The organism is Streptomyces sp. NBC_01450 (assembly GCF_036227505.1).
Lineage (GTDB): Bacteria > Actinomycetota > Actinomycetes > Streptomycetales > Streptomycetaceae > Streptomyces.
In genome coordinates, this window is sequence record NZ_CP109480.1 from 8,554,288 (window position 1) to 8,578,731 (window position 24,444).

Consider the following 24,444-nt stretch of genomic DNA (forward strand, 5'->3'; position numbering starts at 1 on the left):
ATCTTGGACGCCCTGTCTGCGTTCCCAGACACACCGTCAGCATTCGGAATGACTCGTCTAGGGCGACCGACGGCGCACTTCGGCCGTCTCTCCGCTGAACGCGACCGCGCCCCGGCGCAGTTCATGAACGTACGTCGGGCGGCCCGCCCGTTCGCGCAGACCGGGCGGCAGCCGCTGCTCGGCGATCACCACGCACGCGTCGAGGCCGCCGAGGAGTTCGTACGTGCGGGCCGCGACCGCCGGTGACATGCCCCGCGCGGGCTCGTCGACGAGCACCACACGCGCGCGTGCCAGCAGGGCGCGGGACAGGGCGAGCATGCGCTGCTCGCCACCGGAGAGGGTGCCCGCGCGGCGGGGGAGGAGGGGCTCCAGCTGCGGGTACGCGTCGAGGGCGGGGGCGAAGGCGGGTGCGGCCAGCTCCAGGTGCTCGCGGACCGTGAGCGAGCCGAACACGGCCCGGCGCTCCGGGACCAGGCACAACCCGCGCCGGGCCCGTTCGAAGGCGGGCAGCCGGGTCACGTTCACCCCGTCCCACACGACGGCGCCGTCGGACAGCGGCACGGTTCCCGCGAGGGCGCGCAGGGCGGTCGTACGGCCGGAGCCGTTGCGGCCGAGCAGTACGGTGAGGCCGGGGCCCGGCGCGACCAGGGTCACGCCGTGGAGGGCCTCCAGAGGGCCGTAGCGCACGCGCGCGTGGCGCAGGGAGATGTTCAACCGTGCCCCCCTTGCAGTACGTGGTCGGCGGGGCCGGAGGTGACGACGCGTCCGGCGGTCATGACATGGACGACGTCGGCGAGGTCGGCGACCAGATCGAGGTCGTGCTCCACGACCAGCAGGGCCGTGCCGTCTGCGGCGAGCGCCCGTAGTACCCGGGCCAGCGCGGTCACCTCGGCGGTGTCCAGGCCCGCGGCGGGCTCGTCGAGCAGCAGCACGTGCGGACTTCCCGCGAGGGCCCGCGCCAGCTCGACGCGCCTGAGCGTCCCGGTCGGCAGCCCCGCCGCGCGCCGTGCGCGGACCGGTCCGTCGAGCCCGAACAGCCGCAACGCCCGTTCCGCCGCGGCGGGATCGGCGATCCGGCCCTGCTCCGCTCCCACCTGAACGTTTTCGGCCACCGTCAGCGAGGGGAAAACGGCCAACTGCTGGAAGGTCCGCGCGATGCCGAGCCGGGTCCGGGCGTGCGCGGTCAGCCGGGTGATGTCCCGTTCACCGAACAGCACCCGTCCGTGCGACGGGCGGAGCGTTCCGGCGAGACAGTGGAACAGGGTGCTCTTGCCGGCCCCGTTGGGCCCCACGACAGCGGTGACCCACCCTGGCCGGACCTCGAGATCGACCCCGTCGAGCGCGTGGAAACCGTCGTAGGCCACACGTATGCGACGGGCGATCAGAGATCCGGGCGTCGGCACGGCAGGAGTGTGCGGGGTGCTCGGCCGGCGCGAGGTCGCATCCCGCCCGGGTGTTCCGCCTTCCGGGCCGCGGCCCGCCCTCGTGGGTCCGTCGGGACCCGGGCGGTCACCGACGCCCGGTGGCGCGGCGGCGGACGGCCCGTCGGCGGATGCCGTCTCCACCGACCGCAGTCGTCGCCGCACCCGCGCCCCCAGCGGGGTCGGCGTCACCCGGCGGCGTGGCCGGAGCCGGGACGTCGCCGTGCGCAGGGCCTCGTACGGGCCCCCGGGGAAACGGCCGACGAACACCGCGAGGACCCCGATCAGCGCCGCCGCCATCCCGCCGCGTGCCCCCGCGTCGAGCCCCACCAGCAACGCCGCTGCGGCCATCGCGCCGAGGGCGCTGTCGGCGCCGAGGACCACGACCGCCGCGAACCAGAGCAGCCCGCGCACCGGGTCGTACGCCATCGCGTCGAAGGCGCGCAGCCCCATGCCGAGCATGGCCCCGCCGAGCGCGGCCAGGGCGGCGCCCGCCACGAAGGCCGTCAGCTTCAGCGCAGGGACCCGTACGCCCGCCGCCGAGGCGCCCGACTCGTGGTCGCGCATCGCGGCCAGGGCGCGGCCCGTACGGCCCCGGCGCAGCGCCCCCGTAGCCAGCAACGCGGCCGTCAGCAGCCCCAGTTCGAGCACGTAGTACGCGCGGTCGTCGTCGAAGCCCGTCGGGCGGTCCAGAGACAGCCCCGAGGTCGCGTAGGGCTGGGCGAAGACGAAACGGCTGACGCCCACCCCCACGGCGAACGTCGCCAGCGCCAGTGACAGGCCGTGGCGGCCGATCGCCGGCCAGCCGGTCAGGACGCCGAGCGGGGCGACCAGCGCCACCGCCACCGCCAGCGCCGCCAGTTCGGGCAGGCGGGGCAGGCCGGGGAAGCGGCCGGCGGCCAGCAACGCGGTGAAGAGGGCGCCCAGACCCGCGTACGCCGCCTGCCCGAGGGAGATCTGACCGCCGCGGCCGGTCACCACGACCAGGGACAGGAGCACCACACCCAGCGCGGGTACCTGCACCGACGTGTGCAGGTCCGAGCCCGCGAGGCCGAGCGGCAGCAGGAACAGGACGACCGCGACGATCCACGCGCCCGGGGGCGTCGCCACCCGGGCCGTCACCGTGCGCGGCAGGGCGTCCCGGTCGCCGATCCCCGGCAGGACGAGCGCCGCGACCAACAGGGCCACCACGAACAGGTTCGCGCCCACCGCCTGGAGCAGCGGCTCCGCCCGGCCCGCCGGATGCAGTCGCGTCAGCTGGCTCTGCGCGACCCCGAGTCCCAGCGCCACCACGACGGCCACCGGGAGGCTGCGCATCCGGGCGGCGACGGCCACCGCCATCACCTCCATGACGAGCAACGGCATGCCGTACGGGTCGAGTCGTACGTAGGGCGCCAGGAGCGCGCCCGTCAGACCGGCCGTGAAGGAGCCGAACGCCCAGCCCGCGGCGGCCACCCGGTCCGCGTCGATGCCGCCGAGCACGGCGAGCGAGCGATCGTCGACGACGGCCCGCAGCTGTGTGCCGAAGCGCGTCCAGCGCGTCACACCCCCCACCCCGAGCGCCAGCGCGACGGCGACCCCCAACTGCCCCCACGGGTCCGCCGACACCAGCGTCGGCGCGTCGGCGCGCGCCCCGGTGCCCCACACGAGCGCGGCCCCGCCGACCAGCAGCACGAAGACGCCGAGAGACGCGACCAGCGTGCGCACCGGGTCGCCGCCGAGGACGGACAGGGGGCGGAAGACGAACCGTTCCAGGACCACGCCGATCGCGGGGGCCACCAGCAGCAGCGTCACCGCGGCACCGAGCCAGAGCGGCCAACCCCACTCGACCGTGAACTGCCGCAGCAGATACGCGCACACCATCGCGATCGCGCCGTGCGCGAAGTTCAGCACCCCGGTCGCCCGATGGGTGACGACCAGCCCGATCCCGGTGAGCGCCGCCGCGCCGCCGACCGAGAGCCCGGCCAGCGTGAGGTCGTACGTCAGGGAGCCGCCCATCACCGCTCCGGCGCGGGCGGCCGTTCGACCACGGGCGGCTCGCAGATCGGGCACGGGCCCAACTCCCCGCCCGCCAGCACCCGCGAGTCCACCGGCACGGCGGCCGGCTTCCCGGCGACCAGCGGGCAGTCCGCACGGTGCCACAGCGTGCCGCCGGGGACCATCAGCAGTTCCCCGCTGACGGCGAGGGGCGCCACGGCGGTCTGTCCGGACGCCTCCGCGTCGGCGGGCTCGGCCGCCACCAGCAGCCCGTACAACTCCTCGACGCGCGAGGCCGCCAAGGCGTTCCTGCCGTGTGTGAGCAGCACCGCGCCCGCGACGATCAGCGCGGCCCCGGGCACCGTGCAGGACGCCAGATAGGGCAACTGCCGTTCCGCGTACCGCTCGCCCGAGACGCCGTACCAGCCGATGACGCACAGCACCGCTCCGGCGGCGAGCGCGGCGCACCCGGCCCACAGGACGGGGTGCACGGTCCGCAGTCGAGGTGTCCGCATCCTGGCTCCCAGACGTCGTGTGGCTGTCTGTCTTCCAAGTCCGCCAATGGACTTGCACTATGCCTTCTGGAAGCTGACCCTGAAACCTCCGGGCGCGGTCGGCCCGGACCGACACCCGGTGGTGAGCCAGCATGGTTCTCGGGAGCGACCTCAGGCGGGACAACGGCCGGGGGGTGGCGGCGCTGGTCGTGCTCGTCCTCGCCGGTGCCCTCACGGCGTGCGGCGACAGCAGCGGCGGCGGGAGTTCGAGCCCTCCGCCCACCCCCACCGTGGAGCGGTCCAGCAGCGCGCCGCCCAGCCCGACCGACCCGGCGGCGGCCGAGCGCCAGGTCAGGCAGAACTGGGAGAAGTTCTTCTCCCCGTCCGTCCCCGTCAAGGACAAGCTGAGCTACCTGGAGAACGGCGACAGGATGACCGCGGTCGTCCAGGGCTTCAGCGGCGACAAACGTGGCCAGCAGGTCGCGGCCCACGTCCAGAAGGTCGTGTTCACCTCGCCGGCCGAGGCCGAGGTGACGTACGCGCTGACCCTGAAGGGCGCGACCGCCCTGCCGAACGCCGCCGGGACGGCCGTCTTCGAGAACGGCACCTGGAAGGTCTCCGACAACACTCTCTGCGCCCTGGTCGCGCTGAGCGGCGACGGATCCGCGACCCCGGCCGGCTGCTGACCCGCCGTGCGCCCCAAGGGAGTTCGCGAACGAGTCCTCGCCGCGGGCCTGCCGCTCCTGCTGGGCACGGCGCTCGTCCTGGGCACGGCGGCCTGCGGCAGCCGCCTGCCCGAGAGCGACTTCGAGCACCGGACCGCGCCCGCCCCGCAGAGCACCGCCCCACTGCGCGTCGGCATCGTCACCAGCGCCACCAGCCCCGTCGGCGGCTCCGCCTTCACCGGCCCGCGCGACGGGGCCAAGGCCTACTTCGACCGCCTCAACGCGCGCGGGGGCATCGGGGGCCGCCCGGTCGAGGTGCGCACCTGCGACGACGGCGGCAGCGGCGTGGGCGACAACGAGTGCGTGCACCGGCTCATCGACGAGGACAAGGTCGTCGCGCTCGTCGCCACCACCGCCTTCGACTACGCGGGCGCCTCCCGTGTGTCCGCCGCCGGGGTGCCCGACATCGGCGGACAGCCCATCGGCGCGGCCTACGACACCTATCCGCACCTCTACGGGATCTACGGCAGCCTGGCACCCCGCGAGGGGACACCGGGCTGGGGCGGGAAGCTGTACGGCGGCACCGAGGTCTACCGCTACTTCAAGCGCGTCCAGGGCGCCCGTACCGCCGCCGTCATCTCCTACAACCAGTCCGCGTCGGCCGCCTACGCCCGGCTCGTCACCCGGGGGCTGAAGGCCGAGGGCTACCAGGTGGTCACCGAACAGGTCGACTTCGCGCTGCCCAACTTCCGTGCCGCCGCGGCCGATCTGAAGGACCAGGGCGCCGACCTGGTCTTCGACGCCCTCGACACGCACGGCAACGCCCAGCTGTGCGAGGCGATGGACGACATCGGCGCCAAGGTCATCGCCAAGGTCACCAACGTGCAGAACTGGACCTCCACCGTCCCCGAGGACTACAAGGACGCCCCACGCTGCCGCAACGCCCTGTGGGCGACCGGATCCAGCCGGAACTACGAGGACACCTCCGACGCCGCCGTCCGCGCCTTCCGGGACGCCACCAAGGGCCTGCCGACGCACTCCCAATGGCAGTTGGAGGGCTGGGCGGCCGCCATGTGGTTCACGGACGCCGCGAAGTCCTGCGCGGAAACGGGCGTCACACGCGCGTGTGTCGACCGCTTCATGAACCGCGGCGCCCCGTACACGGCCGACGGCCTGTTGATCCCCGTCTCCTCCGAGCGCCTGCCCACGCCCCCGAAGACCCGTCGCACCTGCGTCTCGGTCGCCCGCTGGGAGGACGGCAAGGGCTGGGTCTCCCAGGGCGACATGAACAGCGACTGCTTCGACGTGCCGCAACTGCCGTACGAACCCTGACGTGATGCGCCTTGCGGACAGCCACGGTCCGCGAGGGCTGGCAGACTCGCCGCCATGTTGGAGACATCGGCACGACTGCTGCGGTTGCTCTCACTGCTGCAGGCCCACCGCGAATGGTCCGGGCCCGATCTGGCAGACCGCCTGGGCGTGACACCCCGCACGATCCGCCGCGACGTGGACCGGCTGCGCGAGCTGGGCTATCCCGTCAACGCCAGCCCGGGCACGGGAGGCGGCTACCAGCTCGGCGCGGGGGCCGAGCTGCCGCCGCTGCTGCTCGACGACGACGAGGCGGTGGCCGTCGCGGTCGGGCTGCGCACGGCCGCCGGGCAGGGCATCGAGGGCATCGGCGAGACCTCCGTAAGCGCCCTCGCCAAGCTCGAACAGGTGCTGCCGAACCGACTGCGTCGCCGCGTGGGCGCCCTGAACGCTTTCACCGTGCCGATGCTGCGCGACCCCCGGCCCTCCGCCGTGGACCCGGGCGTGCTCACGGAACTCGCCAACGCCTGCCGCGACCGCGAGCGGCTGCGCTTCGACTACCGAGACCACGGCGGCTCCCCGACCCGCCGGACCGTCGAACCGCACCGCCTGGTGTGCACCGAGCGCCGCTGGTACCTGGTCGCCTGGGACGTCGACCGCGACGACTGGCGCACGTTCCGCGCCGACCGCATCACCCCCAGGCCTCCGCACGGGCCCCGCTTCACCCCCCGTACGCCACCGGCCGAGGATCTGGCGGCCTATGTCTCCAAAGGGGTCTCCACGCGCGCGTACGCCGCGCACGCGGCCGTCCGGCTCTTCGTGCCCCTCGAAGAGGCGGCCGAACGGATATCCCCCTCGGCGGGGACGCTGGAAGCCTCCGGGGAGAACAGCTGCGTGCTGCGCACCGGCGCCGCGAGCCTCGACGTGATGGTGATTCACGTGATGCTGACGGGCTTCGAGTTCGAGGTCCTGGAGCCGGCCGGACTCACCGAGGCGATCAGGACGTCCCGGGACCGGCTGTCCCGGGCGCTGGAGCGGTCCCCGGAGCGAGCACCCCGTACCGGGGATGGTGCAGGTCGAACGCCGGGCTCTCGGAGCGGACCCGGGGCAGCGTGACGAAGTTGTGCCGGGGCGGCGGACACGAGGTCGCCCACTCCAGGGAGCGGCCGAAGCCCCAGGGGTCGTCCACCTCGACCTTCGTGCCGTACCGGGACGTCTTCCAGACGTTGTAGAGGAACGGCAGCGTCGACATGCCCAGCAGGAACGCACCGATCGTCGACACGGTGTTGAGCGCCGTGAACCCGTCGGCGGCCAGATAGTCCGCGTACCGCCGCGGCATGCCCTCGGCGCCCAGCCAGTGCTGCACCAGGAACGTCGTGTGGAAGCCGACGAAGAGCGTCCAGAAATGGATCTTGCCGAGGCGTTCGTCGAGCATCTTGCCGGTGAACTTGGGCCACCAGAAGTAGAAGCCGCCGAAGGTCGCGAAGACGACGGTGCCGAAGACGACGTAGTGGAAGTGCGCGACCACGAAGTACGAGTCGGTGACCTCGAAGTCCATCGGCGGCGAGGCCAGGATCACCCCGGTCAGACCGCCGAACAGGAACGACACCAGGAAGCCGATGGCCCACAGCATGGGCGTCTCGAAGGAGAGCGAGCCCTTGATCATCGTCCCGCTCCAGTTGAAGAACTTCACCCCCGTGGGCACCGCGATCATGAACGACATGAAGGAGAAGTACGGCAGCAGCACCGCGCCCGTCGCGAACATGTGGTGCGCCCACACCACGATCGACAGACCGGTGATGGCCATCGTCGCGGCGACCAGCGTCAGATAGCCGAAGACCGGCTTCCTGCTGAAGACCGGCAGGATCTCCGTGATGATCCCGAAGAACGGCAACGCGATGATGTAGACCTCGGGATGCCCGAAGAACCAGAACAGGTGCTGCCACAGCAGCGCGCCGCCGTTGGCCGCCTCGAACACCACCGACCCGAAACGCCGGTCCGCCTCCAGGACCAGCAGCGCCGCCGCGAGCACCGGGAACGCGAAGAGGACGAGGATCGAGGTGAAGAGGATGTTCCACGTGAAGATCGGCAGCCGGAACATCGTCATGCCGGGAGCCCGCATCCCGACGATGGTCGTGATGAAGTTCACCGCACCGAGGATGGTGCCGAAGCCGGCCAGCGCCAGGCCCATGATCCACATGTCGGCGCCGATGCCCGGCGAGCGCTCCAGACTGTTGAGCGGGGAGTAGGCGAACCAGCCGAAGGAGGCGGGGCCGTCGGGCACCATGAGCGAGCCGAGGACGATCAGACCGCCGAAGAGGAAGAACCAGTACGACAGCATGTTCAGGCGGGGGAAGGCGACGTCCGGGGAGCCGATCTGCAGCGGCATGATCTCGTTGGCGAACCCGGCGAAGGTCGGGGTGGCGAACAGCAGCAGCATGATCGTGCCGTGCAGGGTGAACAACTGGTTGAACTGGTTGTTGTCCACGATCTGCAGACCGGGCCTGGCGAGTTCGGCGCGCATCACCAAGGCCATCAGACCGCCGGCGAGAAAGAAGGCGAAGGACGTGATCAGGTAGAGGTGGCCGATCTTCTTGTGGTCCGTCGTGGTGAGCCAGTCCACGGCCAGCCGTCCCGGCCGCCGCCCCGTGTGAACGGGTCGCGCCATCGCCTGCGCGGTCTCTGTGCCCATTGCTCGCCCCTTCGCCGTCGCGCCGTGGGCCTGCCCGAAGCTCACGCCATGGTGCTTGCGTCGCTCCGCGCTCCTACAGAGGGCGTGCGGGGGTTCTGTGCTGGAACCGTGCATTTCCTATGCGGTGTCAGCTTCCGCGACATGCCCCGGAATCGGAATGAAAAGGCTTCGCCCCACGGGATCTCGACGGGGGACTCCGCGCTTTTCATTGGGTTATTCGGGACGGCGTCACGTTAGTACCGAATTACGTTCGAAGGCGTGCGGGACACGTACGGAACCCCTCGTACGTGTGACGGAGTTCGGCCGAAACGGGTGTCGTGATCCTGTGACAGAAGCGTGACCGGAGGGGGGTGAGTGACGCATGGTCGCCGTCCGGACTTCCCCCGCCGCGGTCGGCCGCCTAACGTGGCGGTCATGGCACCCATTCCCACCCCGCCCGCAGAGCCCGAGGACAGTCCGCAGGCCTATGTAGGCCTGGAGGCGAGGAACGCCGAGCACCGCGCCCGGGAGCACGGCTGGTCCACGGTGCGCTCGCTGCCGCCCGGCGCGATCATCACCATGGAGTACCGCGCGGGACGGCTGAACTTCGAGGTCACCGACGGCCGGGTGACCCGCTGCTGGAAGGGCTGAGGCCACGGAGGCCGAATCCACGGAGGCGGGGAGACCGGATCCACGGGATGCGCGAAGGCCCCCGGCTCACGAGCCGGGGGCCTTCGCCGTGCGGGGAGGTTGTGCGTACCGGCCCCGCTGTTCTCCATGATCGGGCCGTTCGGCCTCAGCCGCCTGTCAGCGGCCGGGCGGACGACGTCGTGGTGGTGCGCGCCACGCGGTCCGAGTGCGGTGGACGGCGACTGCCGACCGGGGTCACCGGAGTGCGCTCGGAGCGGGCCGTGTGCGGTCCAGGCGCCAGGTAGACCGGCGCCCGGGGCGGGCGGGCGGTGGCCACCGCCCCGCGTGCCGGAACCTCCTCGTCCACCGGGGCGGACTGCTTGACCAGCACGGGCGTACCGACCGGGGAACTGACCGGAGCCTTGGCCGGGACGGGCAGCGCACGGCCGCGGCGGGCGCGCCAGGCGTCGCGCAGGGTGAACAGGCCGGTCTCGGCGTGGGCGATCAGCGGCTCGCACCACGGCAGCGCCAGCAGGATCAGCAGACCGGCGGCCCAGCCCAGCACCACATCGCTCAGCCAGTGCGTACCGAGGTAGACGGTGGTGAGGCCCACGCCGAGCGAGGTCACGGCGGACAGCGCGGACAGCCAGCGCCGCGCCCGTGGGGTGGAGGCCAGATAGGCCAGGATTCCCCAGGTCACGACGGCGTTCGCGGTGTGGCCCGAAGGGAATATATCGCCGCCCAGGCCCATTTCGTTCGAGCCGATCGTGATGGCGTAGTGCGGGCCGAGGCGGCCCATGCCGAGCTTTGCGGCGCCGACCGTGATGTTGAGCAGCAGCAGCGAGGCGCCCAGGGTGAGCAGCGGGCGCAGGGTGTGCTGCCGCCAGGAGCGCCAGCCGAGCCACGCGGCGACCATCACGGCGGTGGGGCCGCGCTGGCCGAGCACCACGTAGTAGTCGAGGAACGCGTGGATCTCCGGCCACTGCTGATAGGGCCGGAAGAACATGACCTGCCAGTCGAACCGGACCAGCCACGACGTGATCGCCACGGCCCACACGATGGCCACGTAGAAGGCCAGGGTGGCTCCGAAGAGCACAACCCTGTGCCTGCTCATCTTCGGCACATCGATGTTCGCCGGCCGTTCCGGCTCACGGTCCAACCGGGCGAAGACCCGGTCCAGACGGGTGAGGTTTCGTTCGGTACGCACTCAATCGACGTTACAGCGAGTGAGCTGCGTTCCAGGCCGTATCACTCGCTTTGTGATGACGATGTGATGTGGGATTCCTCTCAGGGCGATGTTTAATTCCAATGATTCTCTAATCATCGGCGCCCTGATCCTTTAATTCCATTGATCGGCCCGGGTCCCGGTTTTATGCCACTTTTGAATTCGTTCACCGAATCCTGGGATGGAATTATCCGGCCGCTCACCGAGCGTCAAGGGTTGATCATGGCGGACCGGAGCCGTTCAGCCAGAACGCTCCGTAGAGCGCGGAGGCCATCGCCATGCCGCCGAGAATCAGCGCTGACCTGGACGTACGCAGTCGGGCCAGGGCCAGTGCGAGGGGGAGCAAGAGGGGGAAAGCGGGCAGCAGGAGGCGCGGTTTCGAGCCGAAGTAGCTCGACGCGCACAGGGCGAGCGCGACGACGATCCCCGCGTACACCAGCAGGGGCACCGGCTGGCCCTGTCGTACGCACGTCACGTACAGCCAGACGATCAGTGCGACTCCGACGATCAGTCCGACGCCGGCCGGCGCCGACGGAAATGACGTGAACTTGTCGCCCACGAAGCGGGCGAACGCGTACCCGCCGTCGAATCCGTTGCGCCAGCCCGCCTGGACGTCGAGATAGCCGAGCGGGCCCTTGCCCGTGTGGTGGCCGACCCAGAGCACGTACCCGGCGGCGCCGAGCGGCGCGAGGAGCATGCCGAGGGCGCGTCGGAACACGGGCGCGCCGTGCGTGGGGCGCGCGCTCCGATCCCGCACGAACGAGGTGATGGCCGCCACCCACAGGGCCGCGACCACCGCGGCCCCCACCGGGCGGGTCAGGCCGGCGAAGGCGGCGAGCAGGCCCGCCGTCACCCAGCGACCGGTCAGCACCGCGTAGAGCGACCAGGCGGCGAGCGCCGTGAACAGCGACTCGCTGTACGCCATCGACTGCACGATGCCGACCGGCAGCACCGCCCAGACCAGCGCCGCGCAGACGCCCACGCGCGGGCCGTACACATGGCCCGCGATGGCGAAGATCCCCCAGGCCGCGGCGAGGGAGGCCAGCGTGCTGACCAGCAGCCCGGCATCCGCGTACGACAGAGGGGAGACGGCCGAGACGAGCCGCTCCAGCCACGGCAGCAGCGGGAAGAACGCGAGGTTCGAGTGCACGTCGCCGTCTGGCAGCCGCACCTCGTAGCCGTAGCCGAGATCGGCGACGCGGGTGTACCAGAGCGAGTCCCAGCGGGCCGTCAGCAGTTTGTGGGCGCTCTTGCCGTTCGCCGCGCTCCACAGGGCGAGCGTCAGCACGCCCAGCGCCCGTACCGCGGCGTACCCGAGGAGGGCGGGCGCGGCCCGGCGCGGCGCGCTCGCGCCGGGTGGCGTCGCGACAGGCGTTTCAAGATCGGTCACGGGCTCGATTATCGACGGCGGGCGGAACCGGGCGGCCGTCCGGGGCGTGGTGCACCACAGGAGCGTGGCGTACACCACATGCTCGGCAGGGAGAACGTGAGAGGTCCGCCACGTGTATGCGGCAGGAACTCGCGTACGCTGGCCGCTCACTCGCCTTTGATGCGTGCGTCCGGGACTCCGCTCCTCCCGGACCGCAGCCGCAGGGAGTCCCCACCCAGCGGATCGCCGAACGCGAGGGAACATCTGGGAGGTACGTACATGTCCAGGACGACCACGGCCGCCGCGTGTCGCCGTCGGGAGGCCGGGGCCGGTGCCAACCGCTGGGTCGTCCTCGTGGTGCTGTGCGTCAGCCTGCTCCTCGTGGCCCTCGACGCCACCGTGCTGCACGTCGCGGTGCCCGCCGTCACCGAGGACCTCAAGCCCGGCGCGATAGAACTGCTCTGGATCGTCGACATCTACCCGCTCGTCTGCGCCGCGCTGCTGATCCTCTTCGGCACGCTGGGTGACCGGGTGGGCCGCAGGCGTGTGCTCCTCCTCGGATACGGCCTCTTCGGCATCGCCTCCGGGATCGCCGCGCTCGCCGACAACGCCCAGGTCCTCATCGGCGCGCGCGCCCTGCTCGGCGTCGGCGGCGCGATGATCATGCCCGCGACCCTGTCCATCCTGCGCCAGGTCTTTCCCGACCGGCGGGAGCGGGCGCTCGCGATCGGCATCTGGAGCGCGGTCGCCGCGGTGGGTGCGGCGGTCGGCCCGCTGCTCGGCGGGTTCCTCCTCGAACACTTCTGGTGGGGATCGGTCTTCCTCGTCAACATTCCGCTGATGCTGATCAGCCTGCCGATCGGACGGCTGCTGCTGCCCGAGTCCTACGGTGACCGCGATGGCCCCTGGGACGTGGTGGGGGCGCTGATGGCCGCCGCCGGACTCTTCGGGCTGGTGTTCGGGGTGAAGCGGCTCGGTGGCGGTGAGGCGCCGTTCGGTCCGTTGACGCTGGTGCCGCTGCTCGTGGGCGGCGCGCTGATGGTCGCCTTCGTGCGGCGCCAGCGACGCCGTACGCATCCGCTGGTGGACCTGCGGATGTTCTCGCGGCCCGCGTTCAGTACGTCCGTGGGCTGCATCGTCCTGGCCATGCTCGCGCTGGTCGGCCTTGAGCTGATCGCCGCGCAGTACCTGCAACTGGTCCTCGGGCTCTCGCCCCTGCAGACCGGGCTGCGGCTGCTGCCGCTCACCTTCGCGGCGATGGCCGCGGGGCTCGCGGGGGCGCGGATGCTGCGGCGGTTCGGGCCGCGCGCGATGGTCTGTTTCGGGTTCTGCCTCACCGCGGTCGCCGTCGTCACGCTCACCGCGATGGGCGGGGACGACAACACCGGGCTGCTGCTGTTCGGGTTCGTGCTGCTCGGGTTCGGGCTGGAGACGACGCTCTTCGGGGCGTACGAGTCGATGCTGAACGAGGCGCCGCCGGCGCAGGCGGGTGGGGCCGCGGCGATCGGTGAGACCTCGTACCAGTTGGGCGCGGGGATCGGGATCGCGCTCCTGGGGAGTGTGATGAACGCGGCGTACGCGCCCGGACTGGCGTCCGTACCGGGGGTCTCGAAGGGGGACTCCGCTGCGGCGGGGCACTCGCTGGGAGAGGCGTACGACGTCGCCGCGCGGCTGGGCGGGGTGCGTGGTGCGGCCCTGCGTCATGCGGCTCGGGACTCCTTTGTGCACGGGCTGCATGTGACGTTGCTCGTCAGCGCGGGGTTGTTGTTGCTGGGGGCGGTGATGGCGTTGCGGTTGCCTCGGGTCATGGAGTGCGGGGTGCCTGCGGCGGGCCCGGCGGAGATTCCGGCGCCCCGGGGGGTCGCGGAGTCCCGCGTCTCGGCATAGCGGAGGGTTCTCCCGCCCACGCACCACCCGTTTCCACGCTGTCGATACGTGCGGCTCTCCCGTGCGGCTCTCCCGTGGGGGTCGCCCGCCGTCGGCGCCTGCCGGTCCGCTCGGAGAGCGCCCACCCGCCACCGCCGACGGCGCTTCACCCCTGCGGGAGAGGTACTGGACGTGCGGGACGCTGGGTCGTAACGTCGGGGCGAGACCGTAACTAGCGGTGCTAGTTTAAGTGTGCCGGAGGCTGCCCCCATGTCCGCGTCCCCGAAGCTCCCGCCCTTCGACCCCGCCGACCCCCTCGGCCTCGACGACCTCCTGGACCCGGAGGACCTGGCGATCCGGGACACCGTACGGACATGGGCCGCGGACCGGGTGCTGCCGTACGTGGCCGAGTGGTACGAGAAGGGCGAGCTGCCCGGGATCCGGGAGCTGGCGCGCGAGCTGGGCGGGATCGGGGCGCTCGGGATGTCGCTGGAGGGGTACGGGTGCGCGGGGGCCACCGCCGTCCAGTACGGGCTCGCCTGTCTGGAGCTGGAGGCCGCAGACTCGGGCATCCGGTCCCTCGTCTCCGTGCAGGGCTCCCTCGCCATGTACGCCATTCACCGGTTCGGGAGCGAGGAGCAGAAGCAGACGTGGCTGCCGCGCATGGCCGCCGGTGAGGTCATCGGGTGCTTCGGGCTGACCGAGCCCGACCACGGGTCCGACCCGGGCGCCATGCGGACGTACGCCAAGCGCGACGGCGGCGACTGGGTGCTGGGCGGGCGGAAGATGTGGATCACGAACGGATCCGTGGCCGGGGTCGCGGTCGTCTGGGCGCAGAGCGAGGACGGGATTCGCGGGTTCGTCGTGCCCACCGACGCCCCCGGTTTCTCCGCTCCCGAGATCAAGCACAAGTGGTCGCTGCGCGCGAGCGTCACCAGTGAGCTCGTCCTCGATGACGTACGGCTGCCCGCCGACGCCGTACTGCCGGACGTGACCGGGCTCAAGGGGCCGCTCAGCTGTCTGTCACACGCGCGGTACGGGATCGTCTGGGGTTCGATGGGCGCCGCGCGGGCCAGTTTCGAGGCCGCCGTCGAGTACGCGAAGACGCGCGAGCAGTTCGGGCGGCCCATCGGCGGCTTCCAGCTCACCCAGGCGAAGCTCGCCGACATGGCGGTGGAACTGCACAAGGGAATTCTGCTCGCGCACCATCTGGGGCGGCGCATGGACGCGGGACGACTCCGTCCCGAGCAGATCAGTTTCGGCAAGCTCAACAACGTACGGGAGGCCATCGAGATCTGCCGGACCGCCCGTACGATTCTCGGCGCCAACGGGATCTCGCTCGAATACCCCGTGATGCGGCACGCGACCAACCTCGAATCGGTGCTCACCTACGAGGGCACCGTCGAGATGCATCAACTCGTGCTGGGCAAGGCGCTCACCGGACTCGACGCCTTTCGGTGAGTCGAGCACCGGCGAAGCAGGGCCGGTGAGCGGCCCTGCCTCAGCTCTGGTTGAAGAAGCCGTCAGCCTGACGCCCCGCGGGCTCGCCGCTGACGATCTCGGTGTTGGCAGGGGTCAGCAGGAAGACCCGGGTGGCGACCCGCTCGATGGTGCCGCGCAGGCCGAAGGTCAGGCCGGCCGCGAAGTCCACCACGCGCTTGGCGTCGGCGGGCTCCATGGCCGTGAGGTTGATGATGACCGGGACGCCGTCCCGGAAGAGCTCGCCGATGCCGCGTGCGTCCCGGAAGCTGTCCGGGGTGATCGTGCCGATCCGGCGGCCTGTCTCTTCCGCCGTCTCGGACGCGACCTTCACACGCGGGTCCGTGACCCAGGCATCGCCGGAGTCCTGTCCTTCGGCGTAGTTGTCGTCGTCGTAGTAACGCTCGTCATCGTTGTCGTCGACGAGGCCAAGCCAGGCACTCGCCTTGCGCACCGATCCCATGGACGCCTCCTCTCACAGCGGTCTTTCTTGCTTTCCGCATCCCCATGGTCGTCCATGATGCGGATGTCGCGCCAAGTGGATAGACGCCGCGCGGGGGTTTCGTGACGGTACTGGTGCACAGCGAATTCGTCGAGAGCCCGCGTGCCCCAAGGGTCTTGCCGTGTACGGCTGCTGACTGTGAGTGAAATATGATTCTCGACGGCGTTCGGGTGATGAGTAGGGCGTACGGGTGAACGCGAGGGTCGGTACGATGCCGCAGCTCAACGTCGTACGAGGCACGGGGGAGTGTCGTGTTCGGAATCGTGAGGCCCTGCAGCCATCGCCTCGGGGAGGGGCTCAGAACGCAGTGGATGGCGCATCTGTGCGGGCTCTGTCTCGCGTTGCGCGGAGACCACGGGCAGTTCGCTCGGATTGTCACTAATTACGATGGGCTGCTGATATCGGTTTTGACGGAGGCTCAGGTCGAGCGCGCCACCGGAGGGCGGCGTACGGCGGGACCGTGCCCACTGCGCGGGATGCGGACCGCGTCCGTCGCCCAGGGTGAGGGAGCCCGTCTCGCCGCCGCCGTCTCGCTGGTGCTGGCCTCGGCCAAGGTGCGCGACCACGTGGCGGACGGGGACGGACTGTTGGCGCGCGGGCCGGTGGCGCTCGCCGCCCGCCGGGTCGCCGCGAGCTGGGGGCGCGCCGGGGCCCGTACCGGATCCGACGTGGGCTTCGACACCGCCGTACTCGTCGATGCCGTCGACCGGCAGATCGGCATCGAGACGCTCGCCGGTCCTGGAACGCCGCTCCTGACCGTCACCGAGCCCACCGAGACCGCGACCGCCGCCGCCTTCGCGCACACGGCCGTCCTGGCCGGGCGCCCGGACAACGCCGAGCCGCTCGCCGAGGCCGGCCGGCTCTTCGGGCGGCTCGCGCATCTGCTGGACGCCGTGGAGGACAGGGAGACCGACGCCGCGTCGGGGGCGTGGAACCCGCTCACGGCCACCGGCACCTCGCTCGTGGAGGCGCGACGGCTCGCCGATGACGCCCTGCACGGGATACGGCTCGCGCTGCGCGAGGTGAGCTTCACGGACGGCAAGCTGGCGCATCTGCTGCTCGCGCACGAGCTGGGACGGTCGGTGGACCGTGCGTTCGGGACGTCGGGGTGCGGGCATCAGGCTCATGCGGATGGTGTGCGAGGGGCGTTCGGACCGCCGCAGCACGGTGGGCCTTACAACCCGAGCAGCCCGCATCCCCATGACGGGCAGAATCCTTACGCCGGTGGCGGCAACCCCTTCGGCGGCGGTCCCTCCTTCCAGCTGCCGGGGCCCGGCAGGCGTGGCTTCTGGGCCGGGTGCGCGGCCGCGATCGGGGTGTGCTGCACCTGCAAGGTGTGCTGTGCCGACGAGTTCGAGGGGCCCTGGTCGCGCAAGAAGCGCGAGGGCTGTTTCAGCAACTGCGACTGTGACTGCGGTTGCTGCGAGGCCTGCGAGATCTGCGAATGCTGTGAGTGCTGCTCGTGCTGTGATTGCGGACTGTGACCGAACCCGTATACGGCGGCGTGCGCGAGCACGCCGCCGTACGGGTTCGATCGGCCGGACGGGAATTCCAGCTAAGGCACTTGAGCGGACGTCACACTCCGATCTCGTTGCCGGGCGCCCTAGTTCTTCAGTTCCGGCGGCGAGATCTGCGACTTCTCTATCGCCGAACCCGTGGTCCCCCACTTCTTGAGGATCCTGTCGTACGTGCCGTCCGCGATCAGCTTGTTCACCGCCGCCTGGAAGGCCGGTGCCAGCTTCGTGTTCTTCTTGAAGGCGAAGCCGACGTCGAGGCGGTGGAACTCGTTGAGGAACTTGACGCCCTGCTGTTGGGTGACGGCGTAGCGCAGGCCGTTGATGGTGCTCATCACGATGTCGCTGCGGCCCTGTTGGAGCGAGGACCAGATCGCGCCCTGCTCGCTGTAGGTCTGCACCTTGTACGCCTTCTCGCCGGCGTCGGCGCAGACCTTCTTGTTCTCCTCCAGCGTCGCCTCGAAGGTGGTGCCCGCGCCGGTCGCGACGTTCAGGCCGCACAGCTGCTTGAGATCGGTGATCTTGGCGAGCTTGCTGTCCTTGCGGGCGGCGAAGCCCTGGCCGTCGTTGATGTAGGTGACGAAGTCGATCGTCTTGCGCCGTTCGTCGGTCACGCCGAAGTTGCTGGCGCCGAAGTCGTACTTGCCGCTGTCCAGGGCCGGCAGGATCGCCTCGAAGCCGGCCTGTTCCGTCTTGAGCCCGATGCCGAGCACCTTGGCCACGGCGTCCGCGAAGTCGACGTCCTGGCCCGTCAGCGTCTTGCCGTCGTCCAGGTATGTCGTGCCGGGTGGCGTACCGCCGACGGCGACCGCCACGGTGAGGCTGGTGACGCCGGACGGGAGCAGCTTGGCCGCGGCCTCGTCCTTCGTGATGTCCGAGACGACGTCCGTGGTGGGGATCTTGCCGGCCTTGGCCGCGGCCGCGTTCGCCGTGGTGCCGGTCGTGCCGTCCGAGCCGGAGCCGCATGCCGTGAGAAGCAGGGCCGCCGAGGTGATCAGGGCGAAGGGTGCAAAACGCCTGTAACGGGTACGCGTGGACGTACGCATGGTGTGCGGTCTCCTGAGAGCAAGAGTGAGCAGAACCCGAGGGGAGGGATGCGCGTGTGAAGGCGAAGGGGGGAGAAAAGAGGGGGAGAACGCGAAAGGCGCCCGATTTGATCAAGGGATCAAGTGGTCAGGGCGCGCAGTGGGTCAGCTCAACAGGAAGAGGACCACACTCGACCGAAGTCGATGTGGGAGCGCTTGACCAGCCACTGCTGTGGATGCATGGGCCAAGTGGAACAGGCATCCGGTTGTGCGTCAACTGACCTGAGACGTACGGCTCACAGTATGGACAGCCTTGACAGCGGGGGGAAACGGGCCCGTACTCTCGGTGGACGGCCCTGCTGAGGGGCTCGGCCGTACGGCGCCGCGAGGCGCTCCGTGTGAAGGCAGCCGTGTTCGACCGACGTCACGGAGTCTTCCGCATGTCTTCCGACACCCTCGCCAAAACATCCGCCGCACCGGACATACCGGAGCAGGCCGACTCCCTGCGGATCGTTCCGCAGCGCCGTCTCGGTCAGTGGGCGGCCGCCGTCGCCGTGCTCGTCCTGCTCGGACTCGCGGTCACCTCCGTCGTCCGCAACCAGGCGTTCCAGTGGGGCGTGGTCGGCGACTACTTCACCTCGGACTCCGTGCTGCGCGGCCTGTGGCTCACCCTGTGGCTGACGGCTGTGGTGATGGTGCTCGGGTTCGTCCTGGGGACGCTGCTCGCGGCGGCCCGGCTGTCCGCCAACCCCGTGCTGCGCAGCGTCGGTTGGGGCTATGTGTGGCTGTTCCGGTCGATTCCGATCCTGGTGCAGCTGCTGCTGTGGTTCAACATCGGGGCGCTGTATCCGCAGCTCCTCGGCGTGAAGACGGTCAATCTGTTCACCCCGATCGCGGTCGCGATCATCGGGCTCACCCTGCACGAGGCCGCCTACGCCGCCGAGGTCGTCCGGGGCGGCATCCTCTCCGTCGACCGTGGACAGATCGAGGCCGCGCAGGCGCTCGGGCTGAGCTGGTGGCGCCGCTGGTGGCGGATCGTGCTGCCGCAGGCGATGCGCTCCATCGTGCCGCCCGCCGGGAACATGCTGATCGGCACCCTCAAGGGCACCTCGATCGTCAGCGTCATCGCCGTGCAGGACCTGCTCTTCTCGGTGCAGCTGGTCTACCACCGCACCTACCAGGTCATCCCGCTGCTGATGGTCGCCACCATCTGGTACACCGTCGTCACCTCGGTGCTCAGCGTCGGCCAGTACTACGTCGAGAAGCACTACGCGCGCGGTTCGGAGCGCACCCGATGAGCACGACGAAGCCGACTCTCGTGATCGTCGGGGCCGGGCCGCGGGGGACCGGTCTCATCGAGCGCATCGCCGCCAACGCGCTGGAGCTGTACGCCGGTTCGGGCGCCGAAGGCCTCGACATCCATCTCGTCGACCCCCATCCGCCGGGCGCCGGACGCATCTGGCGCGCGGCGCAGTCGCCGCTGCTGTGGATGAACTCGCACGCCGAGGACGTCACCATGTTCACCGACGAGACGGTGGTCATGGACGGTCCGGTACGCCCCGGCCCCACGCTGCACGAATGGGCCGCCATCGACGGCGGCACCTTCGCCGACCGCCGGCTCCAGGGCGGCTATCTGCGCTGGGTGCACGAGCAAGCCGTGGCGGCCCTGCCGCCGGACGTCACCGTCCACCACCACCCGCACAGGGCCCTCAGGGTGAGCGGTTCACGCGAGGGACGCCAGCAGGTGTGGCTGGAGGGCCGCGCGCGTCCCCTCCTCGCCGACCTCGTCGTCCTCGCTCTTGGCCACCTCGACGCCGAACTCGACCAGGAACAGCACGAGTTGGCGGCGTACGCCCGCACCCACGGCCTGGTCCATCTGCCGCCGGACTTCACCGCCGACAGCGACCTGTCCGCGCTCGCACCCGGCGAACCCGTCCTCGTGCGCGGCTTCGGTCTCGCCTTCGTCGACCTGATGGTGCTGCTCACGGAGGGGCGGGGCGGGCGGTACGACGGCGACACGTACGTTCCGTCGGGGCAGGAGCCGGTGCTGTATGTCGGGTCGCGGCGCGGAGTGCCGTACCACTCGAAGATCGGTTACGACTGGACCGGCGAACGGCCGCCGCCGCCACGGTTCTTCGGGCCCGACGAGGTCGACGCGCTGCTCGCCCGGCCGGGAGGGCTCGACTTCCGGCGGGATGTGTGGCCGCTGATCGAGAAGGAGCTGGGGTTCGCGCACTACCATCGGCTGTTCACCGTCCACCCCGAGCGCACGGCCATCGCCTGGACCGACTTCGAGGAGAAGTACGCGGCCGGGGAGGCGGCGGAGCGTGAGGCTTTCGTGGCGTCCGCCGTGCCCGACCCGGCCGACCGGCTCGACCTCGCGGCGCTCGACCGCCCGCTCGACGGGGTGCGGTACGCGACGCACGAGGAGTTCCAGGAGGGGCTCCGGGCGTACGTCGAGGGAGATCTGAGTCGCCGTCATGACCCCGTGCACAGCCCTGACCTGGCCGTCTTTCTCGGACTGCTCTCCGTCTACGGGCAGTTGATCCGGCTCGGTGACATCGGGGCCTGGTGGCACGGCTTCTTCAGTTACCTCGCCTCGGGGCCGCCCGGCCCCCGGCTGCGGCAGATGCTCGCGCTGTCCCGGGCCGGCGTCGTGCGGTTCGTGGGCGCGGACATGGCCGTGACCGCCGAGGACGGGGTGTTCCGGGCGTCGAGCGCGACCGTGCCGGGCGCGAGTGTCGAGGCGCGGGCGCTGGTCGAGGCGCGGCTGCCCGAGCCCACGGTCGGGCGTGCCCTCGACCCGCTGCTGCGCGCACTGCACGCCGACGGGGCCGTCGAGACCCCGGAGGGGCTGCTGCGGGTGGACCGCTCCGACGGGCGGATCCTCGACGGAGCCGGGCGGCCGCATCCCCGGCGGTTCGCGCTGGGGCCCTACACCGACGTCCGCACCCCCGGCGCCTTCACCCGGCCGCGCACCGGCGGGCCCGCCTTCCGGCAGAACGACGCCACCGCGCGGGCCGCGCTGGCGTTCCTGCGCGACCTCGCGTGTCGGGCCGCCGCGTAACCACCGACCGCCAACTCCGCTGCCAGCACAAGGGATTCACACCATGACCGTCATGGTCGACATCAGGTCCGTCCACAAGAGCTTCGGACCGCTGGAAGTGCTCAAGGGCATCGACCTCGAGGTGCGCACCGGAGAGGTCACCGTGATCCTCGGCCCGTCCGGCTCCGGCAAGTCCACGCTGCTGCGCACCATCAACCACCTGGAGAAGGTGGACCGGGGCCGGATCAGCGTCGACGGCTCGCTGGTCGGCTACCGGCGCTCCGGCGACAAGCTGTACGAGCTGCGCGAGCGCGAGGTGCTGAAGCAGCGCACCCGGATCGGGTTCGTCTTCCAGAACTTCAACCTCTTCCCGCACCTCACTGTGCTGGACAACATCGTCGAGGCCCCGGTCTCCGCGCTGAAGCGCCCGCGCAAGGACGCCGTCGAGGCGGCGCGGGCGCTGCTCGACCGGGTGGGGCTCGCCGACAAGGCCGACTCCTACCCGAAGCGGCTCTCCGGCGGCCAGCAGCAACGCGTCGCCATCGCCCGAGCGCTCGCCCTGGAGCCGAAGCTGCTGCTCTTCGACGAGCCGACCTCGGCGCTCGACCCCGAGCTGGTCGGCGAAGTCCTCGACGTCATCAAGGACCTGGCCCACCAGGGCACCACGATGATCGTCGTCACGCACGAGATCGGGTTCGCCCGGGAGGTCGCCGACACCGTCGTCTTCATGGACGACGGGCGGATCGTCGAGTGGGGCGCCCCCGGTGACGTACTCGACCGGCCGCGGCACGAACGGACGCGGTCGTTCCTGTCCAAGGTTCTTTGACCCTCTCCAGGGTCTTTTCGATCGGTTTACCGGAGAAAGGTTTCACCCGATATGACCGCACCGCACGGCCGGGGGCTGTTGCACCTGGCCGCCGCCCTCGATCAACAGGCGGCCTTCGACGCCGCCTCGTACGTCGAGCCGGCGCAGCTCGCGGAGCGTGGCGGACTCGACTTCGTGACGCTCGGCGACACCTTCGCGCGCCCCGGGCCCGACGCGCTCGCCGTGCTCTCCCGTCTCGCGCCCGCCACCCGCCGGATCGGTCTGGTGCCGACCGTGACCACCACCCACACCGAGCCCTTCCACGTCCAGGCGGCGGTGGCGACCCTCGACTGGGTCAGCAGAGGCCGGGCCGGCTGGCAGCTCGACGTGTCGACGACCGAGGGCGAGGCCCGCCTCTTCGGGCGCCGGCATGCCGCACCCGCCGACGCGCTGTGGCGGGAGGCCGGCGAGATCGCCGAGGTGGCCGCCCGGCTCTGGGACAGCTGGGAGGACGACGCCGAGATACGCGACGAGGCCACCGGCCGGTTCATCGACCGGGAGAAGCTGCACCACGTCGACTTCCGGGGCGCCACCTTCTTCGTGAAGGGGCCCTCGATCGTGCCGCGGCCCCCGCAGGGCCATCCCGTGCGGGTCGTCGACGCCACCGAGGGACCCGCCCGGCGGGTCGCCGCCCGGTACGCCGACGTGGCGCTCGTCCGGGTCGCGGGCCCCGCGCAGGCCCGCGCCGTTCGGACCGAACTCCGGGACGCGGCAGCGGAGTTCGGCCGCAACCCCGACGCCCTGCGGGTCCTCGGCTCGCTCGTCGTCGACCTCGGCGACGGGGAGCGCGCGGCCGAGCCGGGTCACGGCGGCGGCGGTCCCCGGCAGAGCGCGCAGGGGCCGCTGTACCGGGGCGGCCCGGTCGATCTGGCCGAGCTGATCACCGCCTGGCACGCGTCCGAGGCCGTCGACGGCTTCCACCTCACCCCGGTCGAGCCGCGCCGTGACCTGGAGCGGCTCGTCAACGGAACGGTGGCGCTGCTCCAGCACCGCGGCCTGTTCCGCACCTTCTATCCGGGCAGCACGCTCAGGGAGCATTTGGGGCTGGCCCGGCCCGCCAACCAGTACGCCGTGACAGGGGGAGCGTCATGACCGTACGCAAGCGCATGCATCTGGCGGCGCACTTCCCGGGCGTCAACAGCACCACCGTCTGGACCGACCCGCGCTCGAGGTCCCAGATCGACTTCGCCTCCTTCGAGCACCTCGCGCGCACCGCCGAACGAGGCCTGTTCGACTTCTTCTTCCTCGCCGAGGGACTGCGGCTGCGCGAGCACAAGGGACGGATCCACGACCTGGACGTCGTGGGGCGGCCGGAGTCGATCACCGTCCTCAACGCGCTCGCCGCCGTCACCGAGCGGCTCGGGCTCGCCGCCACGGTCAACGCGACCTTCAACGAGCCGTACGAACTCGCCCGCAGACTGGCCACGCTGGACCACCTCAGCGGGGGCCGGGCCGCCTGGAACGTGGTCACCTCCTCCGACGCCTTCACCGGGGAGAACTTCCGCCGCGGCGGCTTCCTCGACCGCGCCGACCGGTATGCGCGCGCCGCCGAATTCGTCGCCACGGCCCGGGAGTTGTGGGACTCCTGGACGCCGGAAGGCGTGGCGCGCCCCTTCGCGCACCGGGGGCAGCACTTCGACATCGCGGGGGAGTTCGGGCTGCCGCGCTCACCGCAGGGGCAGCCCGTCGTCATCCAGGCCGGGGACTCGGACGAGGGCCGGGAGTTCGCCGCGTCCACGGCGGACGTGGTCTTCACCCGGCACGGGACCCTGGAAGCCGGCCGGGAGTTCTACGCCGATGTGAAGGGTCGGCTCGCGGCATACGGGCGGTCGCCCGAGGACCTGAAGATCATGCCGGGTGTCACCGTCGTGCTCGGTGACACCGCGGCCGACGCGGTGGAGCGGGCCGCCGAGATCCGCCGCCGGCAGGTCTCCCCGCAGAACGCGCTCCTCGCCCTGGAGCAGATCTGGGGCGTCGACCTCTCCTCGTACGACCCCGACGGGCCCCTGCCCGACATCGACCCGGAGCCGGAGCCGGCCCTCGCGCGGGGGCGGGTGCGTGTCGCCGACCCCCTCGCGGTGGCGGAGAAGTGGCGGTCCCTGTCGCGGGCGAAGGGGCTGTCCATCCGGCAGACCGTGATCGAGGCGTCCGGGCGGCAGTCCTTCATCGGCACGCCGGAGGCCGTCGCCGCCGAACTGGACGAGTTCGTGACGGGTGAGGCCGCCGACGGCTTCATCCTCGTCCCCCATCTGACCCCGGGCGGGCTGGACGAGTTCGTGGACGGGGTGGTCCCGCTGCTCCAGGAGCGGGGCGCCTTCCGTACGGAATACACGGGCACGACGCTGCGCTCACACCTCGGGTTGCCGGAACCCGTATGGAAGGGTTGA

At 71.1% G+C, this 24,444-nt stretch carries 20 protein-coding genes; 12 read left to right on the plus strand and 8 right to left on the minus strand.

Going from position 1 to position 24,444, the window contains the following annotated elements; all coding sequences use genetic code 11:
* Positions 1 to 57 precede the first annotated feature (57 nt).
* The 3 genes from OG568_RS38030 to OG568_RS38040 are packed head-to-tail and all read right to left on the minus strand — an operon-like array spanning position 58 to position 3,913.
* Positions 58 to 714 carry an ATP-binding cassette domain-containing protein gene (locus tag OG568_RS38030; protein WP_329534815.1) on the minus strand — a complete coding sequence of 219 codons (657 nt, stop codon included), beginning with the start codon at positions 712 to 714 and terminating at the stop codon, positions 58 to 60.
* Entirely contained in the window at positions 711 to 3,419 is a 2,709-nt protein-coding gene (locus tag OG568_RS38035; protein WP_329536568.1) for an ABC transporter permease subunit, read from the minus strand. Before OG568_RS38035 ends, OG568_RS38030 begins: the two co-directional genes overlap by 4 nt.
* On the minus strand, positions 3,419 to 3,913 hold the full coding sequence (locus tag OG568_RS38040) for a hypothetical protein (protein ID WP_329534816.1): 495 nt from the start codon (positions 3,911 to 3,913) through the stop codon (positions 3,419 to 3,421). The genes OG568_RS38035 and OG568_RS38040 overlap by 1 nt, the downstream gene beginning before the upstream one ends.
* Positions 3,914 to 4,044: 131 nt before the next feature.
* Here OG568_RS38040 and OG568_RS38045 point away from each other — a divergent pair, with 131 nt between their 5' ends.
* The 3 genes from OG568_RS38045 to OG568_RS38055 are packed head-to-tail and all read left to right on the plus strand — an operon-like array spanning position 4,045 to position 6,981.
* Positions 4,045 to 4,578, plus strand: a complete 534-nt coding sequence (locus tag OG568_RS38045; RefSeq protein WP_329534817.1) for a hypothetical protein — start codon at positions 4,045 to 4,047, stop codon at positions 4,576 to 4,578.
* Positions 4,579 to 4,626: 48 nt separating this feature from the next.
* Complete coding sequence (locus OG568_RS38050; protein WP_329536569.1) at positions 4,627 to 5,889, plus strand: ABC transporter substrate-binding protein; 1,263 nt, start codon at positions 4,627 to 4,629, stop codon at positions 5,887 to 5,889.
* A gap of 54 nt (positions 5,890 to 5,943) precedes the next feature.
* Positions 5,944 to 6,981 (plus strand): helix-turn-helix transcriptional regulator, encoded by a 1,038-nt coding sequence (locus OG568_RS38055; protein WP_266581515.1) that lies wholly within the window; start codon positions 5,944 to 5,946, stop codon positions 6,979 to 6,981.
* Here OG568_RS38055 and ctaD read toward each other — a convergent pair.
* Positions 6,863 to 8,557: an aa3-type cytochrome oxidase subunit I gene (ctaD, locus tag OG568_RS38060; RefSeq protein ID WP_329534818.1), complete on the minus strand. Its 1,695-nt coding sequence runs from the start codon at positions 8,555 to 8,557 to the stop codon at positions 6,863 to 6,865. The two genes, OG568_RS38055 and ctaD, sit on opposite strands and share 119 nt — an antisense overlap.
* 414 nt (positions 8,558 to 8,971) lie before the next feature.
* Here ctaD and OG568_RS38065 point away from each other — a divergent pair, with 414 nt between their 5' ends.
* Complete coding sequence (locus OG568_RS38065; RefSeq protein WP_266415689.1) at positions 8,972 to 9,187, plus strand: I78 family peptidase inhibitor; 216 nt, start codon at positions 8,972 to 8,974, stop codon at positions 9,185 to 9,187.
* Between the two features lie 145 nt (positions 9,188 to 9,332).
* Here OG568_RS38065 and OG568_RS38070 read toward each other — a convergent pair whose 3' ends face one another.
* Together OG568_RS38070 and OG568_RS38075 are read right to left on the minus strand one after the other, a co-directional pair.
* Positions 9,333 to 10,373, minus strand: coding sequence for a phosphatase PAP2 family protein (locus OG568_RS38070; RefSeq protein ID WP_329534819.1), 1,041 nt, complete (start codon positions 10,371 to 10,373; stop codon positions 9,333 to 9,335).
* Positions 10,374 to 10,611: 238 nt separating this feature from the next.
* Complete coding sequence (locus OG568_RS38075) at positions 10,612 to 11,781, minus strand: glycosyltransferase family 39 protein (protein ID WP_329534820.1); 1,170 nt, start codon at positions 11,779 to 11,781, stop codon at positions 10,612 to 10,614.
* Between the two features lie 258 nt (positions 11,782 to 12,039).
* Here OG568_RS38075 and OG568_RS38080 point away from each other — a divergent pair, with 258 nt between their 5' ends.
* Complete coding sequence (locus OG568_RS38080; protein WP_329534821.1) at positions 12,040 to 13,647, plus strand: MFS transporter; 1,608 nt, start codon at positions 12,040 to 12,042, stop codon at positions 13,645 to 13,647.
* Between the two features lie 249 nt (positions 13,648 to 13,896).
* Entirely contained in the window at positions 13,897 to 15,087 is a 1,191-nt protein-coding gene (locus tag OG568_RS38085) for an acyl-CoA dehydrogenase family protein (RefSeq protein ID WP_329534822.1), read from the plus strand.
* A gap of 40 nt (positions 15,088 to 15,127) precedes the next feature.
* Here OG568_RS38085 and OG568_RS38090 read toward each other — a convergent pair whose 3' ends face one another.
* Entirely contained in the window at positions 15,128 to 15,568 is a 441-nt protein-coding gene (locus OG568_RS38090) for a cell division protein SepF (protein WP_266581503.1), read from the minus strand.
* 290 nt (positions 15,569 to 15,858) lie between these two features.
* Here OG568_RS38090 and OG568_RS38095 point away from each other — a divergent pair, with 290 nt between their 5' ends.
* Positions 15,859 to 17,091, plus strand: coding sequence for a DUF5685 family protein (locus OG568_RS38095; RefSeq protein WP_329534823.1), 1,233 nt, complete (start codon positions 15,859 to 15,861; stop codon positions 17,089 to 17,091).
* A gap of 119 nt (positions 17,092 to 17,210) precedes the next feature.
* On the opposite strand, the gene OG568_RS38100 is transcribed toward OG568_RS38095, so the two are convergent.
* The gene (locus OG568_RS38100; RefSeq protein WP_329534824.1) at positions 17,211 to 18,167 is read right to left on the minus strand and encodes an ABC transporter substrate-binding protein; all 957 of its coding nucleotides are present in this window, start codon (positions 18,165 to 18,167) and stop codon (positions 17,211 to 17,213) included.
* Between the two features lie 419 nt (positions 18,168 to 18,586).
* Here OG568_RS38100 and OG568_RS38105 point away from each other — a divergent pair, with 419 nt between their 5' ends.
* From OG568_RS38105 to OG568_RS38125, 5 genes are read left to right on the plus strand one after another with little or no spacing between them, the layout of a single operon-like run.
* Positions 18,587 to 19,444, plus strand: a complete 858-nt coding sequence (locus OG568_RS38105; RefSeq protein WP_329534825.1) for an amino acid ABC transporter permease — start codon at positions 18,587 to 18,589, stop codon at positions 19,442 to 19,444.
* Positions 19,441 to 21,213, plus strand: a complete 1,773-nt coding sequence (locus tag OG568_RS38110; RefSeq protein ID WP_329534826.1) for an FAD/NAD(P)-binding protein — start codon at positions 19,441 to 19,443, stop codon at positions 21,211 to 21,213. The genes OG568_RS38105 and OG568_RS38110 overlap by 4 nt, the downstream gene beginning before the upstream one ends.
* Before the next feature lie 43 nt (positions 21,214 to 21,256).
* Positions 21,257 to 22,018, plus strand: a complete 762-nt coding sequence (locus OG568_RS38115) for an amino acid ABC transporter ATP-binding protein (protein WP_329534827.1) — start codon at positions 21,257 to 21,259, stop codon at positions 22,016 to 22,018.
* Positions 22,019 to 22,069: 51 nt separating this feature from the next.
* A complete protein-coding gene (locus tag OG568_RS38120; protein ID WP_329534828.1) occupies positions 22,070 to 23,149 on the plus strand; it encodes an LLM class flavin-dependent oxidoreductase in 1,080 nt (359 codons plus the stop codon).
* Positions 23,146 to 24,444 (plus strand): NtaA/DmoA family FMN-dependent monooxygenase, encoded by a 1,299-nt coding sequence (locus OG568_RS38125; protein ID WP_329534829.1) that lies wholly within the window; start codon positions 23,146 to 23,148, stop codon positions 24,442 to 24,444. Before OG568_RS38120 ends, OG568_RS38125 begins: the two co-directional genes overlap by 4 nt.

Coding starts and splice junctions, on each gene's coding strand:
- OG568_RS38065 (WP_266415689.1), top strand. CDS start 8,972: ATGGCACCCATTCCCACCCCGCCCGCAGAGCCCGAGGACAGTCCGCAG.
- OG568_RS38045 (WP_329534817.1), top strand. CDS start 4,045: ATGGTTCTCGGGAGCGACCTCAGGCGGGACAACGGCCGGGGGGTGGCG.
- OG568_RS38080 (WP_329534821.1), top strand. CDS start 12,040: ATGTCCAGGACGACCACGGCCGCCGCGTGTCGCCGTCGGGAGGCCGGG.
- OG568_RS38100 (WP_329534824.1), bottom strand. CDS start 18,167: ATGCGTACGTCCACGCGTACCCGTTACAGGCGTTTTGCACCCTTCGCC.
- OG568_RS38035 (WP_329536568.1), bottom strand. CDS start 3,419: ATGGGCGGCTCCCTGACGTACGACCTCACGCTGGCCGGGCTCTCGGTC.
- OG568_RS38090 (WP_266581503.1), bottom strand. CDS start 15,568: ATGGGATCGGTGCGCAAGGCGAGTGCCTGGCTTGGCCTCGTCGACGAC.
- OG568_RS38125 (WP_329534829.1), top strand. CDS start 23,146: ATGACCGTACGCAAGCGCATGCATCTGGCGGCGCACTTCCCGGGCGTC.
- ctaD (WP_329534818.1), bottom strand. CDS start 8,557: ATGGGCACAGAGACCGCGCAGGCGATGGCGCGACCCGTTCACACGGGG.
- OG568_RS38110 (WP_329534826.1), top strand. CDS start 19,441: ATGAGCACGACGAAGCCGACTCTCGTGATCGTCGGGGCCGGGCCGCGG.
- OG568_RS38055 (WP_266581515.1), top strand. CDS start 5,944: ATGTTGGAGACATCGGCACGACTGCTGCGGTTGCTCTCACTGCTGCAG.
- OG568_RS38105 (WP_329534825.1), top strand. CDS start 18,587: ATGTCTTCCGACACCCTCGCCAAAACATCCGCCGCACCGGACATACCG.
- OG568_RS38115 (WP_329534827.1), top strand. CDS start 21,257: ATGACCGTCATGGTCGACATCAGGTCCGTCCACAAGAGCTTCGGACCG.
- OG568_RS38085 (WP_329534822.1), top strand. CDS start 13,897: ATGTCCGCGTCCCCGAAGCTCCCGCCCTTCGACCCCGCCGACCCCCTC.
- OG568_RS38120 (WP_329534828.1), top strand. CDS start 22,070: ATGACCGCACCGCACGGCCGGGGGCTGTTGCACCTGGCCGCCGCCCTC.
- OG568_RS38040 (WP_329534816.1), bottom strand. CDS start 3,913: ATGCGGACACCTCGACTGCGGACCGTGCACCCCGTCCTGTGGGCCGGG.